Annotated in this window: 13 protein-coding genes; 8 read left to right on the forward strand and 5 right to left on the reverse strand. The window is 58.7% G+C overall.

Annotated elements, in window-relative coordinates:
- Positions 1 to 165: 165 nt before the first annotated feature.
- From ACRQ1B_RS11335 to ACRQ1B_RS11355, 5 genes are all read right to left on the reverse strand, one after another.
- The gene (locus ACRQ1B_RS11335) at positions 166 to 474 is read right to left on the reverse strand and encodes a hypothetical protein (protein ID WP_432293665.1); all 309 of its coding nucleotides are present in this window, start codon (positions 472 to 474) and stop codon (positions 166 to 168) included.
- Positions 475 to 567: 93 nt separating this feature from the next.
- Positions 568 to 2,205 (reverse strand): ABC transporter ATP-binding protein, encoded by a 1,638-nt coding sequence (locus tag ACRQ1B_RS11340; protein WP_432293666.1) that lies wholly within the window; start codon positions 2,203 to 2,205, stop codon positions 568 to 570.
- On the reverse strand, positions 2,202 to 3,350 hold the full coding sequence (locus ACRQ1B_RS11345) for an ABC transporter permease (RefSeq protein ID WP_432293667.1): 1,149 nt from the start codon (positions 3,348 to 3,350) through the stop codon (positions 2,202 to 2,204). Before ACRQ1B_RS11345 ends, ACRQ1B_RS11340 begins: the two co-directional genes overlap by 4 nt.
- Positions 3,350 to 4,429 (reverse strand): microcin C ABC transporter permease YejB, encoded by a 1,080-nt coding sequence (locus ACRQ1B_RS11350; RefSeq protein WP_432293668.1) that lies wholly within the window; start codon positions 4,427 to 4,429, stop codon positions 3,350 to 3,352. The genes ACRQ1B_RS11345 and ACRQ1B_RS11350 overlap by 1 nt, the downstream gene beginning before the upstream one ends.
- Before the next feature lie 130 nt (positions 4,430 to 4,559).
- On the reverse strand, positions 4,560 to 6,410 hold the full coding sequence (locus tag ACRQ1B_RS11355; RefSeq protein WP_432293669.1) for an extracellular solute-binding protein: 1,851 nt from the start codon (positions 6,408 to 6,410) through the stop codon (positions 4,560 to 4,562).
- Positions 6,411 to 6,594: 184 nt separating this feature from the next.
- Here ACRQ1B_RS11355 and mepA point away from each other — a divergent pair, with 184 nt between their 5' ends.
- The 8 genes from mepA (at position 6,595) to ACRQ1B_RS11395 (ending at position 14,853) form a co-directional block, all read left to right on the forward strand.
- Complete coding sequence (gene mepA, locus ACRQ1B_RS11360) at positions 6,595 to 7,635, forward strand: penicillin-insensitive murein endopeptidase (RefSeq protein ID WP_432293670.1); 1,041 nt, start codon at positions 6,595 to 6,597, stop codon at positions 7,633 to 7,635.
- A gap of 125 nt (positions 7,636 to 7,760) precedes the next feature.
- Positions 7,761 to 8,141 carry a methylglyoxal synthase gene (locus tag ACRQ1B_RS11365; RefSeq protein ID WP_432293671.1) on the forward strand — a complete coding sequence of 127 codons (381 nt, stop codon included), beginning with the start codon at positions 7,761 to 7,763 and terminating at the stop codon, positions 8,139 to 8,141.
- An 8-nt stretch (positions 8,142 to 8,149) separates the two neighbouring features.
- On the forward strand, positions 8,150 to 9,172 hold the full coding sequence (locus tag ACRQ1B_RS11370; protein ID WP_432293672.1) for a glucokinase: 1,023 nt from the start codon (positions 8,150 to 8,152) through the stop codon (positions 9,170 to 9,172).
- A gap of 165 nt (positions 9,173 to 9,337) precedes the next feature.
- Positions 9,338 to 11,137 (forward strand): ABC transporter ATP-binding protein, encoded by a 1,800-nt coding sequence (locus ACRQ1B_RS11375; protein ID WP_432293673.1) that lies wholly within the window; start codon positions 9,338 to 9,340, stop codon positions 11,135 to 11,137.
- A gap of 29 nt (positions 11,138 to 11,166) precedes the next feature.
- On the forward strand, positions 11,167 to 12,003 hold the full coding sequence (gene dapB / locus ACRQ1B_RS11380) for a 4-hydroxy-tetrahydrodipicolinate reductase (protein ID WP_432293674.1): 837 nt from the start codon (positions 11,167 to 11,169) through the stop codon (positions 12,001 to 12,003).
- A 23-nt stretch (positions 12,004 to 12,026) separates the two neighbouring features.
- A complete protein-coding gene (locus ACRQ1B_RS11385; protein WP_112729530.1) occupies positions 12,027 to 12,662 on the forward strand; it encodes a 2,3-bisphosphoglycerate-dependent phosphoglycerate mutase in 636 nt (211 codons plus the stop codon).
- A 347-nt stretch (positions 12,663 to 13,009) separates the two neighbouring features.
- A complete protein-coding gene (locus ACRQ1B_RS11390) occupies positions 13,010 to 13,720 on the forward strand; it encodes a DUF1045 domain-containing protein (RefSeq protein WP_432293675.1) in 711 nt (236 codons plus the stop codon).
- Positions 13,720 to 14,853, forward strand: coding sequence for an alpha-D-ribose 1-methylphosphonate 5-triphosphate diphosphatase (locus ACRQ1B_RS11395; protein WP_432293676.1), 1,134 nt, complete (start codon positions 13,720 to 13,722; stop codon positions 14,851 to 14,853). The genes ACRQ1B_RS11390 and ACRQ1B_RS11395 overlap by 1 nt, the downstream gene beginning before the upstream one ends.
- The last annotated feature ends 105 nt before the right edge of the window (positions 14,854 to 14,958 follow it).

The following is a 14,958-nucleotide window of genomic DNA, read 5'->3' on the forward strand; positions in this document are numbered from 1 at the left end:
CCCCTGTGGCGCACCCCGAAATCGAGAGAAAACGCCCTTGCCTGCCTAAGGTAAGAGCGTGTTTTCACGCCCGCAGCGCAATTTATCGGCAAAACATATGACAAAGTCCAGATGCAGGCGCATCAAATCGATTGATACGTCCTGCATCGATACTGAAGTTAGACATTACGGCGTGTTGGCAGGTGCCGGAGCCGCATCGGGATTGGCAGGCTCAGCCTGCCCCGCAGGCGGTGTTGCCGTTTGTTCGGCCGGTGGCGCAGTTTCTGCACCCCACCATTCCGCACCACCCCAGGCAAGCAATGCCAGAACGATACCAGCCAGCAACACTTTTAAAACCGGTGTGCCCTTCGCGCCTTGTCGGGCATCTGTTGAAGTCAGCGGCTCATCGATTTCCTTGACCGTATCACGTGTGCCGAAGCGCGGCGGCAGGGTGTCGATCGGACGCGCCTCCTTTGGATCGAAACGGCTGTTCATCGTCTCCTCCTTGAGCGATTTGCCGCTATCAACAGCGACATTCATGCAAGGAAAACCGACTGCCGCCGCGAATGTTCCGCGCTTTGCAGATCCCTACTGGTTGATCGCCGCAATCCCGGCCGCCTCGATTCTGAAGGCAGCCGCCATCAGTGCGCGTGTGTAATCATTTTGCGGAGCTTTGAAGATTTTCTCCGCCGGCCCGGATTCCATGACCTTTCCAAGCCGCATGACGATCATTTCATTGGCCAGCGCCTTCACCACTTTCAGATCGTGGCTGATAAACAGATAAGCAAGCTGATGTTTTTGCTGAAGATCGCGCAACAGATCGACCACCTGCGCCTGCACCGTCATGTCGAGGGCGGACGTGGGTTCATCCAGCATGACGAAACGCGGTTTCAGCACCATCGCGCGGGCGATGGCGACACGTTGCCGCTGGCCGCCGGAAAACTCGTGCGGATAACGCCAGCGGGTTGCGGGATCGAGCCCAACCTCATCGAGCGCCGCAGCAACACGGTGGTCACGCTCCGCCGCTGAAAGTGTTTTTTCGTGGACCTTCAGGCCTTCGGCAACAATGTCGCCGACAGACATGCGCGGACTGAGCGAACCGTACGGATCCTGAAATACCACCTGCAGCCGATCACGATAGGGCAGCATGCCCTTGAAGGACAAACCATCGATCTCGTTGCCGATGAAGCTGATGCGGCCTTTGGAGGAGATAAGCCGTGCCAGAGCAAGACCGAGCGTTGTTTTGCCCGACCCCGATTCACCAACGACACCAAGCGTTTCGCCGGCTCTCAGCGTCAGGTCGACGCCGTCGACAGCCTTCACATGATCGACCACCTTGCGGAAAAAACCGGCCTTGACCGGGAACCAGACCTTTATGTCCCTTCCCTCGATCACAACCGGCCGCGAAGAATCGGTGACCGGCGGTTCGCCGCGCGGCTCGGAGCCTAGGAGATGGCGCGTGTATTCATGCTGCGGATTTTCAAAGACAGTCTCGACCGTGCCGGTCTCGACAATCTTGCCCTTGGTCATCACGCAGACGCGATCGGCGAATTTTCGGACGATACCGAGGTCATGGGTGATGAACAGGATCGACATGCCATAATCGACCTTCAACCGGCTCAACAGTTCGAGGATCTGCGCCTGAACCGTCACATCGAGCGCGGTCGTCGGCTCGTCGGCGATCAGCAGCTTTGGACGGTTGGCAAGCGCCATGGCGATCATCACGCGCTGACGCTGGCCACCGGACAGTTCATGCGGAAACGCCTTCAGCCGTTTTTCCGGCTCGCGGATACCGACCTCGTTCAAAAGCTCCAGCGTGCGAATGCGGGCGGAGGCAACATTCATGCCCTGATGCAGCGCCAGAATTTCACCGATCTGCCGCTCGATCGTGTGCAGCGGATTGAGCGACGTCATCGGCTCCTGAAAGATCATCGTGATGTCGTCGCCACGCACATGCCGAAGCTCGGCATCGCTGGCCTTCAACATGTCCTTTCCGCCAAACAGGATTTCTCCCGATGGGTGGCTCGCGGCCGGATAAGGCAGCAATCGCAGGATGGAATTGGCGGAAACGGATTTTCCGGAGCCGGATTCACCGACCAGCGCCATCACCTCGCCGGGCGCGGTATCGAATGACACGCGGTCGACGGCGAGCGAAGTCTTGCCGCCCTGATGGAAGGCAACCGACAGGTCCCTGACGGAAAGAAGTGGTTCGATCTTCGAGCTCATCTGAATGCCTTTCGCGGATCGAACGCATCGCGCACCGCCTCACCGACGAAGATCAGCAGCGACATCATCACCGACATGGCCATGAAGGCGGTGATACCAAGCCAGGGCGCCTGCAGGTTGTTCTTGCCCTGCGCGATCATTTCACCCAGCGACGGCGAGCCGGGCGGCATACCGACGCCGAGGAAGTCGAGCGAGGTCAGAGTCGCGATGGAGCCAGAGAGAATAAACGGCAGAAATGTCAGCGTCGCCACCATGGCATTGGGCAGAAGGTGACGGATCATGATCGTCCAGTTACCGACACCCAGCGCACGCGCCGCCCGAACATATTCGAAATTGCGGGCGCGCAAAAATTCGGCGCGTACCACGCCGACGAAACCGACCCAGGAAAACAGCAGCATGATGCCCAGCAGAATAAAAAAGCCGGGCGGCAGAATGGCTGCGATAATCAGAAGGATGTAGAAGACCGGCATGGCCGACCAGATCTCGATAAAACGCTGCATCAGAAGATCGGTCCAGCCGCCGAAATAGCCTTGCACGGCGCCGGCAAAAACACCGATCACGGCCGAGGCCAAGGTCAGGGCTAGGCCGAAAAGCACGGAAATGCGGAAACCGTAGATAAGACGGGCCGCGACATCACGCGCCTGATCGTCGGTGCCGAGCCAGTTCAGATTACCCAGCGAACAATTCGGATCGGCATCCTTTTGCGGATAGGCGCTGCAACGGTCCGCCCCGTCCATCAGCCAGAAGGGTTCGGTGGGCGCTGAATGCGGTATCTGCGAATTGACCGTCTGGTAGGAGTAGCGGATAGGTGGCCAGATCATCCAGCCGTTGGTCTCGATCTCCTGCTGGATGAACTCGGATCGGTAGTCCGTCGTTGCCAGAAAGCCACCGAACTTTTCCTCCGGGTAGTCAACCAGAACAGGATAGAGAATTTCGCCCTTGTAGAAAGCGATGATCGGCTTGTCGTTGGCGATGAACTCGGCCATCAGGCTCAAGAAAAACAGGACGAGAAAGATCCAGAAGGACCAGAAGCCCCGTCCATTGGCGCGAAAATTCTGCCAGCGGCGCAGGCTCGTGGGAGACCAGAAACCTCTTGGTGGAGCGGAAGCCTGTGCGGCAGCGGTCGTCACGGAAGCGTCGGCCATCAGACATCCCTCCGCTCGAAATCGATGCGCGGGTCGATCCAGGTATAGATCAGGTCGGAGACAAGGCTGATGATCAGGCCCATCAGGGAGAAGATGTAAAGCGTGCCGAACACGATCGGATAATCACGGTTGATGATGGCGAGATAACCCAGCCGCCCGAGTCCATCGAGCGAAAAGATGTTTTCGATCAGAAGCGAGCCAGTGAAGAAGGCGGAAATGAAGGCTCCCGGAAAACCGGCAATGACGATCAGCATCGCATTGCGGAACACATGGCCGTAAAGCACCTGCCGTTCGTTCAACCCTTTTGCACGCGCCGTCGTCACATACTGTTTCTTGATCTCGTCGATGAACGAGTTTTTGGTCAGAAGCGTGGTGGTGGCAAAGGCCGATAGCGACAGCGCGATCAGCGGCAATGTCAGGTGCCAGAAATAGTCGAGGATCTTTTCCCACCAGGACAGTTCGGCAAAATTATCGGAAACAAGGCCGCGCAACGGGAACCAATCGAAAAACGAGCCGCCTGCGAACAGCACGATCAGCAGGATACCGAACAGAAAGCTGGGCACGGCATAACCGACAATGATGATGCCGGACGTCCAGATATCGAAGGCCGATCCATCAGTGACCGCCTTGCGGATGCCGAGCGGAATGGAGATCACGTAGGAAAACAGCAGGATCCATACGCCCAACGACAGTGATACCGGCAGCTTGTCGAGAATGAGGTCAATGACCGGCGTATTGCGGAAAAAGCTCTCGCCGAAATCGAACCGCGCATAATTCCACATCATGTCGAGGAAACGTGTCAGCGGCGGCTTGTCGAAGCCGAACTGCTGCTCGAGTTTCTTTATGAATTCCGGATCGAGCCCCTGCGCGCCGCGATACTGCCCCTCGTCACCACCCTGTGTGGCAAGATCATTTCCTCCACCGGACAGACGATCTCCGGCATCGGAACCCTGCAGCTGGGCAATCACCTGCTCGACCGGCCCGCCGGGCGCGAACTGGATGACGATGAAGGAAACCGCCATGATGCCGATCAGTGTCGGAATCATCAGCAGAAGGCGGCGGAAAATATAGGCGCCCATCAGCGCTCCCTGATCGTCGTTGTCTGCGTTTCACCATTGATCGGCGAAAGCGGCATTTCTGCTTGTCTGCGAATCATTCGGCCATTTGGACCAGTTGGGCTTGCGTGACGCAAGCCCCAAGACCGGTGCCTCATTGACCTGCCGGCTTCTCAAACCAGGCCTGCGGGAAGCCGATCTCGTATTCCGGAAGCGTTGCAGGGTGAACAATGCGGTTCCAATAGGCAATCTTTTCCTCGCCGGAATAAAACATTGGCACGACATAATGATTGGCCAGCAGCACACGATCCATCGCCTTGATCGCCGCCACCTGCTCATCACGATCGGGAGCGAACACGATCTTGCGGATCAACGCATCCACGGCCGGGTCGGCGATACCGGCATAATTCCGCGATCCCTGCCGATCGACGGAATCGGATCCCCAGTATTCGGTCTGTTCATTGCCGGGATTCATTGTCTGAGCCCATACGCTGTAAAGCATATCGTAATCGAAGCTGCGGACACGGTTGATGTATTGCGAAGCATCAACCGTGCGGATGCGGGCATCGATGCCGATCTTCTTCAGGCTCGCCACATAAGGTACGACGGTGCGCTCCTGCGCGGCATTGCTGAGCAATATCTCGATGCTCAAAGGCTTGCTGGTCTCGCTATTGACCATTCGATTGCCTCTCAACTCCCAGCCGGCCTCCTTCAAAAGGCCGACAGCCTTGCGCAGGTTGTCGCGGACCTTGCCAGGGTCGCCGCCGACGGGGTTGGTATAGGCCTCGGTAAACACACGCGCCGGAACCTTGTCCTTCAACTCCTGCAGCAATTCGAGTTCACGGCCTTGCGGCAATCCGGAAGACGCCAGTTCGGTTCCCCAGAAGAAGCTGTCGACGCGCTTCAATCCACCAAATGCCAGGTTCTTGTTGAGATCCTCGAAGTCATAAGCATAGTTAAGGGCTTCGCGAACACGTGCGTCCTTGAATATTGGGCGTCGCATGTTGGGCACGAAGGCCTGCATGACACCGACCGCCTTGAACGGATTGGTCAGCGCCTCACGCGTTATGCGACCATCTTTGACGGCATCGAAATCATAACGGGTTGCCCAGCGGCTGGAACTGTTTTCGCGGCGGTAATCGATCGTCCCGGCCCGAAATGCCTCGAATGCAACATCGCTATCGGCGAAATAGGTATAACTGATCGACCGAAAATTGTTCTGGCCAAGATTGATGGGCAGATCCTTGCCCCAATAATCATCGCGCAATTCATAACGGATTGAAGAACCGGGCTGTACGGCGGCAACCTTGTAAGGACCGGAGCCCATCACCGCGTCAAGCGTGGTTTTTGAAATGTCTCGCTGCTTGCCTTTGTCGTCCTGACCTTCCCACCAATGCTTTGGCAGGATCGGAAAATCGCCGACGATCGAAGGCAGTTCCTTGTTATTTTTTTCGTCGAAACGAAACGTCACTTCGCGTTCACCGGTTTTTTCCACGCTCGCGACGTGACGATAATAACCGGAATACATGGCGCTCAATTCCTTGAGCTTCTCCAGGCTGAAGATCACATCTTCCGGTGTCACCGTCTGGCCATCCGCCCACTTGGCCTCGGCACGCAACCGAAATGTGGCAGATGCCATGTCATCCGGATAGGACACTGCCTCGGCCAGAAGGCCATAGGTTCCGAAAACCTCGTTTTCCGAACGCTTCATCAGCGTGTCGTAGACCATGCCGAGACCCAGCACCGGAGAACCGCGATCGATGACCAGATTGAGATTGTCGAACGTACCTTCTCCAGCCAATCGCAATTGACCGGCTTTGGGCGCATTTACATCCACATAGGGAAGCTGCTTGAAATCGGCCGGCAATTCGAGTTCACCGACAACGGCCATCCCATGCCGCCATTTCGGCTGCTGGCCCGCATCCTGTGCCTGCGCCCCTGACACCGTTACGACCACCGCCGTCATCACGATCGCCAAACCTGTCTTCAATTGGGGCCAAGCCATTCGAAACCTCTTGCACATTGTCATGTTGCGGCAAAGCATAGGGCAAAACAGGGCGAAAAACAGGAGCGATCCCCTCACAAGCGTATTATCGATGCGATAAATTCCGGCAGCGCACATCTCCATTTCACCAAAATCCGGTTTCACGGTAAAACCGGATCAACTCAGTGATTTGCGACGGATGACAATGGCAGCGATTTCCCGAAGTGTTTTGGCTTTGACGGCAGCAGCAATGTTGTGTGGAGCGCTCGCAGACCCCGTTCTGGCGCAGGAAGGCACTCCGGCAAAACAGCTTTTCGGCAATGTCGCGCTGCCTTCGGATGGAGTTTCCTCTCCGATAGGCTCCTATGCCAAGGGTTGCCAGATGGGTGCAGTCGCCATGCCGGAGGACGGGCCGACATGGCAGGCCATGCGGCTTTCGCGCAATCGTCGCTGGGGCCAGCCGCAACTGGTGGCTCTGCTTCAGCGCTTCTCCATGGATGCGGCCCGGCTCGGCTGGGGTTCGGGCATTCTGATCGGCGATATTTCGCAGCCGCGTGGCGGGCCGATGCTGACCGGCCATGCCTCGCACCAGATCGGCCTTGATGCCGATGTCTGGTTCACGCCGATGCCGGAACGTCACATGACGGCCGCCGAGCGTGAAAAACTACCCTTCACCTCCATGCTCGACAAGAGCAAGTTCCTGACCGTTGACCAGCGCCGCTGGACCTTTACGCATGCCAAACTGGTCATGCAGGCAGCCAGTTATCCGGATGTGGAGCGGATTTTCGTCAATCCGGCCATCAAGAAGAAACTCTGCGAGACCTGGACCGGAAACCGTTCGCTTTTGGGTAAGGTAAGGCCGATCTACGGTCACGATGAGCATTTTCATATCCGCATGCGCTGCCCTGCCGGCAACACGAATTGCAGGCCACAGACATCGGTTCCGGCAGGAGATGGCTGCGACAAATCGCTCGCGTGGTGGTTTACGCCGGAGCCCTGGGCCAAGCCGAAGAAGGATCCGAGCGAAAAGCCCATCAAGCCGCGCCAAGTCATGCTCTCCGATCTTCCAAAAGCCTGCGCTGCGGTGCTTTCTGCACCGGATGATCCTGCAATTGCCGCCGTCACCAGCGGAGCCACGCGTGTTGCCCCGCGTCCCTCCGCTGTCCAGCCGGATGGCGGCGCAGCGGCGATCATCAACGCTCCTCCGGCCGATGTGCCGCTGCCGCGTGCGCGCCCGTCCAACTAAGTAACGAAGCCTGTTGGCAGAAAGCTGATCTCCAGTCTAGAAATCCATGGTGCGCTGTCGAAGCTGGCAGACGCTATGGAAATCGCAGGCAAAAGCCCTATAAGTTCCACGGGCGAGGAGACATCATGTCGGACAAACACTGTATTGCGCTGATCGCGCATGACCTGAAAAAGGACGACATGGCGGATTTCGCCCGCGCCCATCAGGCGTCGCTTGCGAAATTCAGGATTGTTGCGACCGGAACGACCGGCGGCCGTGTGCTGGATGCAGCACCGGGTCTCGACGTCACGCGCCTGAAGAGCGGCCCGCTTGGCGGTGACCAGCAGATCGGCGCCATGATTGCGACAGGCGAGGTCGACATATTGATCTTCTTCATCGACCCGCTTTCCGCTCTACCCCATGATGTCGACGTGAAGGCGCTGACCCGGCTTGCCACGGTCTACGACATCCCGATGGCTCTCAACCGAGCCACTGCCGAAAAATTTATCGATTTCCAGAAAGGCTGACACTTCTCATGGCCGACAGCATGACGACCGACGCGCTTCCCTTTCCCATTCTTCTCGGTGATATCGGCGGAACAAATGCCCGCTTTTCCATCCTTGCCAACGCAACTGCGGAGGCAACGCCGTTTGTCAGCGTCAAGACTGCCGATTACCCGACAATCGATGAAGCCATCAGACAAGTCGTGCTGGATGGCAGTGATCTGAAGCCGCGCTCCGCCATTCTCGCCGTTGCCGGACCGATCGATGGCGACGAGATCGATCTGACAAATTGCGACTGGGTCGTGCGCCCGAAAAAGATGATTTCCGATCTCGGCTTCGATGACGTTCTTGTCGTCAACGATTTTGAGGCTCAGGCGCTGGCAGCGTCCGAACTCGCCCCGGAACACCGTGAAACACTCGGACCACAGGATGACCCGCATATGGCGTCGCGTGTCGTGCTTGGCCCAGGCACCGGGCTTGGCGTTGCCGGGCTTGTTCATGCCCGCGACATGTGGTTTCCCGTTCCGGGTGAAGGCGGCCATGTCGATGTCGGACCACGTTCGGATCGTGATTTTGCCATCTTCCCGCACCTGAAGCGCATCGAGGGCCGTGTGTCGGCTGAAGAAATTCTCAGCGGTCGCGGCGTCGTCAATATCTACCAGGCGATCTGTAAGGCTGACGGCATAGATTCGACATTGAAGGACCCTGCCGATGTCACCGCTGCGGGCCTTGATGGCTCCAACCCGCAGGCGGTCGAAACACTGTCGCTGTTCTCCACATATCTCGGTCGGGTCGCCGGTGACATGGCGCTGATTTTCATGGCACGCGGCGGCGTGTATCTGGCTGGCGGAATTTCCCAGAAAATCCTCGCGGCGCTGAAGAAACCTGAATTCCGTGCCGCCTTCGAGGACAAAGCACCGCACACGGAACTGCTCGCCACCATCCCGACCTTTGTCGTCACCCATCCACAGGCGGCACTGGCCGGTCTGGCGAGCTTTGCCCGCAAGCCTTTTGCCTATGGTGTATCGATGGATGAACGTCGCTGGCAACGTTGAAAAACCGGCTTCGTCGGGCATGTTTCCGCGTGCCCGACGAACCTGCACAAATGCAACAAGCTTTCCGAAAAGTTTGGCTTGGCTAGCCAAAACGCTACCAACTGGTTAAGACGCGCCTCCAACAACGGCGCTTTTGCGTCAAGGTTTTGGTGATTGGAAGGCTTGTTGAAAGCGCACAAGAACAGAAAATCCGAGGTCAGTTCCTCAACGGTGGCCGGCACGCTGAAGCGCGTCATCGCCGAGAACGGCCGCGATCATATCGGCGGTTACGCTTTTGCCATTACCTGTCTTATCCTGGTCGCCGGCAGCACCGCGTTTACCGCTTGGATCATGGAAGCGGTCGTCAACGAAGCTTTTGCCAACAAGCGCGCCGATCTCGTTATCCTGATCTGCAGTGCCATTTTCGGCGTCTTCGTGCTGCGCGGATTTGCCAGCTATTTCGAGGCCGTGACGCTTGCCAAGATCGGCAACAATATCGTCGCCCGCTACCAGCGCCGCCTCTACACCCATTTGATGAGCCTGTCAGTCGGCTATTTCAGTGAAGCGCGTTCCGCGCATCTCGCCGCTCAGATCAGCCAGAACGTTACCGGTATCCGCGATGTTCTGAACCTGACCGTCACCTCCACCGCCCGCGATTTTCTGACGCTGATCGCCCTGATCGGCGTGATGATCAGCAAGGACTGGGTCCTGTCGCTGATCGTCTTTGCGGTGGCACCGCCGCTTCTTTATGCACTGCGCTATGTCTCTCGCCGCCTGCGCGTCGCGACCAAGGATGCCATCGAGGTGAACAGCCACGTGCTGGGCGCGATGCAGGAAACCATCCAGGGCATTGCCATCGTCAAGGCATTCACGATGGAAGGGCAGCTCGACAACAAGGTTCAGAGCATCATCGAGACAGCGGAAAAGCGGGCGAATCGGATTGCCCGTCTTTCCGAGCGCACTTCGCCGCTGACGGAGTCCTTTGCCGGCCTCGCGATCGCCAGCGTGCTTGCTTATGCCGCCTTCCGCTCGATCTACGACAACGTGCCGCCCGGCGCCTTCTTCTCATTCGTCACCGCACTGCTGATGGCTTACGATCCGGCCCGCCGCCTTGCCAAGCTGCAGGTGCAGATCGAACGTGCCGTCGTCAACGCCCGCATGATCTATGCGCTGCTCGACCTGCAGCCGCAGCAACGTGAAGTGCCGAACGCCGCCGATCTTGTCGTCACCAACGCAAAGATCGAGCTCAGGAATGTCGGTTTCGCTTATGGCGAAGGTGCCGCTATTCTGAAAGGCGTCGATATCGTCGCCGAGGGCGGCGAGACGACCGCGCTGGTCGGCCCCTCGGGTGCCGGCAAGTCGACCATCATTGCGCTCGTTCCGCGTTTCTACGACCCGACGGAAGGTGCGATCCTGATCGACGGCCAGGACATTTCCACAGTCACAAAGTCCTCGCTGCGTCGCCAGATTGCTTACGTTTCCCAGCAGCCCTACCTGTTCGAAGGCTCGATCCGCGACAATATCCGTTACGGACGCCCCGAAGCAACGGATGCGGACATCGAGGAAGCCGCACGTCTTGCACATGCGCATGATTTCATCCTGTCGCAGCCCAAGGGTTATGACACGCCGGTCGGTGAAAACGGTATCACGCTGTCCGGCGGCCAGCGCCAGCGCCTGTCGATCGCCCGAGCGCTTGTTCGCAATGCACCGATCCTGCTGCTCGATGAAGCGACGTCCGCGCTCGACAACGAATCGGAAGCCGCCGTCCAGAAGGCGCTCGATGTCGCCATGAAGGGCCGCACGGTCGTGGTTGTCGCGCATCGCCTGTCGACCGTCGTCAAGGCCGACAAGATCATTGTCATGAGCGAGGGCCACGTGATCGAACAAGGCTCGCACGAGGAGCTTGCTAAGCGGCCGGACGGCCTCTACGCTCGCCTCAATAACTTGCAGGCATCCCCCATGGAAAAGCCTGCAGCGCAAGACTGACCGACTGCATCAATACGGAGCCCGCCTGCATGCCTGCAACGCCCAAGACCGAAACCGACATGAAGCTCGTGGTCGTGGGTGCAGCTGGCAGGATGGGTCAATCGCTGATCCGCATCATCCAGGAAACCGAGGGCGTTCGCCTGCATGCGGCGATCGGGCGTGAAGGCTCGCCGTTTATCGGCAAGGACGCCGGCGAATTGGCAGGTGTCGGTTTTCTCGGCATTCCCCTGACGACCGATCCGCTGCAGGCCTTCCTACATGCCGATGGCGTACTGGATTTCACCACGCCGGCAACCTCAGTCGAATATGCCGGTCTCGCCGCCCAGGCGCGTATCGTTCATATCGTCGGCACTACGGGTTGCTCCGAAGCGGACAATGAAAAGATCATTGCCGCCGGTCGTCATGCACGTGTCGTGAAATCCGCCAATACAAGTCTCGGCGTCAATCTTCTGGGCGTGCTCGTCGAACAGGCGGCAAAAGCACTGCCGGCGGCGGGCTGGGATATCGAGATCATGGAAATGCACCACAAGCACAAAGTCGATGCACCTTCTGGCGCGGCCCTGCTGCTCGGCGAATTTGCCGCCCGTGGCCGCGATATCGCACTCGCAAATCATTCGGTGCGCGTACGCGATGGCCATACCGGCGCGCGCGAAGCCGGCAAGATCGGTTTTGCGACGCTGCGCGGCGGCTCCATCGTCGGCGATCACTCTGTCCTTTTTGCAGGAGAAGGCGAAATGCTGACCCTTTCCCATACCGCGCGTGACCGCAGCATCTTTGCCCGAGGCGGTGTTGCTGCGGCACTTTGGGCCCGCGACAAGAAGCCGGGTTTCTATTCCATGCTCGACGTGCTTGGGCTTTCGAACTGACACATACTTACTGGAGGTAATACATGAGCGGCACCCTCGTCCTCGTTCGCCACGGGCAGAGCGACTGGAATCTCAAAAACCTGTTCACCGGCTGGCGCGACCCGGACCTGACCCCGCTCGGCATCGAGGAAGCCGAAGCAGGCGGCAAGGCACTGGCCGAAACCGGCATCAAGTTCGATATCGCTTTCACTTCAGACCTGAAGCGCGCGCAGAACACGCTGAAGATCGTGCTCGACAAGCTTGGCCAGTCCGGTCTCGAAACGATCCGCAACCAGGCGCTCAACGAGCGCGACTACGGCGACCTTTCCGGCCTCAACAAGGATGATGCCCGCGCCAAGTGGGGCGAGGAGCAGGTCCATATCTGGCGCCGTTCCTATGACGTGCCGCCGCCGGGCGGTGAAAGCCTGCGCGACACCGGCGCACGCGTCTGGCCCTATTATCTGACCGAAATTTTGCCGCGCGTCCTCAAGGGCGAAAAGGTTCTCGTTGCCGCGCACGGCAATTCGCTGCGCTCCTTGATCATGGTTCTCGACCGCCTGACGAAGGAACAGATCCTCGACGTCAATCTCGCGACCGGCGTTCCGATCGTCTACACGGTCAATGCCGATTCGAGCGTCGCCTCCAAGGCGGTTCTGGGCGACATGTCCAAAGCGCATTGAGCGCCCGGACAGGCTCAGACATGCAGAAAAGGCCGCGTCGTGTGACGCGGCCTTTTCCGTCCTGAATGACAAATGCCAGATGATCGGCGGTCAATCTTCCTGGCGGGAATACCAATAGGCCGACAATACGCCGCTGGCCGCAAAGACTGCCATGACGGTGCCGATCATGATGCTTGCTTCTTCCATTGTACTGTCTCCTTATTACGCTGTGGAAACGTACAAAGGGCGCAAAAGGTTTCATCCGGTGCGACGCAGCTTTGTCACGAGCCTGTGAAATGCTTTCGCGACAACCACATGCCGAGGGCCTATACCCTTGGCCGAACAATGATTTCGAGGACCGATTCCCCATGCGTTATGCGATCTATTTCACCCCCGCCAAGGATGATCCGCTGACGCAGGCAGCCAACCTCTGGCTCGGCCGCGATGCCTACGAAGGTCTCGACCTTGCGCCACCAACAGATACCGGCCTTGCCGAGGACGAGTGGCGTATGGTGACGGCCGATCCACGCCGCTACGCTTTTCACGCAACGCTGAAGGCACCGTTTTCGCTTGCAGACGGCAAGCATGAAGCCGGCCTTATCGCCGCCGTGGACGATTTTGCCGCACAGGCCGATGCCTTCGACATTCCCGAACTGATCGTCGCCGGACTTGGCCCCTTTTTCGCGCTGGTGCCGGGCGCTCCGCATTCAATCCTTCAGGATTTTGCGGGCGACATCGTCGAACATTTCGAGCCATTTCGCGCACCGCTCTCGGACGCCGATATCGCCCGCCGCAAGCCGGAAAAACTCAGCGAGCCGCAGCGCAACTATCTGCACAAGTTCGGCTACCCCTATGTCATGGAGGAGTTTCGTTTCCACATGACGTTGACCGGCCCCGTCGCCGAGGAAAGACGCGAGGCGATGCATACGCTGCTGACCGAACGCTTTGCCGCCTTTACCGGCACGCCACGCCGGATCGATGCCCTGACGGTGTTTGTGGAACCACAGCGCGGCGCGCCGTTTTCCGTGCTGCATCGGGTGCCACTCAAAGATAGCCAGGATCGGAGGGCTTTTGCCTGATGGAAAAGGTTTTCAGCAATGCCCGCATCGTCCTCGAGGACGATATCCTGCACGGTTCCGTGCAGGTCCGTGACGGGCTGGTCACCGACATTTCCCAAGGTTCATCCCGAACGGGCGAAGACCTCGAAGGCGATTATCTTCTGCCCGGTCTGGTGGAATTGCATACCGACCATCTCGAAACCCATTTTTCTCCCCGCGCCGGTCTGAAATGGAACGCAATCGCCGCCATCCAGGCGCATGACACGCAGGTGGCCGGTTCCGGCATCACCACCGTGCTCGATTGCCTGCGCATGGGGTCCGGCGAAGAAGGCGGTTTTGCCCGCGGCGAGATGCGCGAACTGGCCAATTCGATCGAAACGGCCGGCCGCGAAGGTCGCCTGCGCGCCGAACACCTGCTGCACCTGCGCTGCGAGGTTTCGACATCCGATGTGGTCGAGCAGTTTTCCGATTTCGAAGGCGACCCGGCCGTTCGGCTGGTGTCCTTGATGGACCATGCGCCGGGCCAGCGCCAGTTTCAGACGATGGACCAGTATATTTTCTACTACAAGATCAAGCGTGGCCTGAGCGATGAAGCTTTCGATGCCTTCGTCAAACGCCGTCTGGAAGCATCCGAACAATATGCGGCCCCTCACCGTGATGCGCTTGCCGCCCATTGCGCAGAAGCCGGCATCGCGCTGGCCAGCCATGACGACGCCACGCTCGATCATGTCGACGAATCGATCGGCCATGGCGTGCGGCTGGCGGAATTCCCGACCAGCATCGCCGCTGCCGAAGCCTCCCACAAGGCAGGTCTTGCCGTGCTGATGGGCGCGCCGAACGTGGTGCGAGGCCAGTCGCATTCCGGCAATATCGCCGCAAGCGACCTTGCCCGCCTTGGCGTGCTGGATGTGCTGTCATCCGATTACGTGCCTTTCAGCCTGCTGCACGCCCCCTTCCTCCTCGCGGACGAGATAGACACAGTCAGTTTGCCACAAGCCATCGCCATGGTCAGCGCCACTCCGGCCCGCACGATCGGTCTCGATGACCGGGGTCGTATCGCCACCGGCCTGCGCGCGGATCTGGTACGCGTCCACCGTGAAGGCGGCGTGCCGGTCTGCCGCTCCGTGTGGAGGCAGGGAAAGCGGGTTGCCTGAGGAAATCCGATCTTCGATTGACGGCAGCGTGAGGCTTGAAAAATCTTGCGACATTTCGCTTTAAAGTTTCAGCCAACGCTCTAGCTCTCCTTTTATATTAGGGGA

The organism is Endobacterium panacihumi, from assembly GCF_050847465.1.
Classification (GTDB): Bacteria; Pseudomonadota; Alphaproteobacteria; order Rhizobiales; family Rhizobiaceae; genus Neorhizobium; species Neorhizobium panacihumi.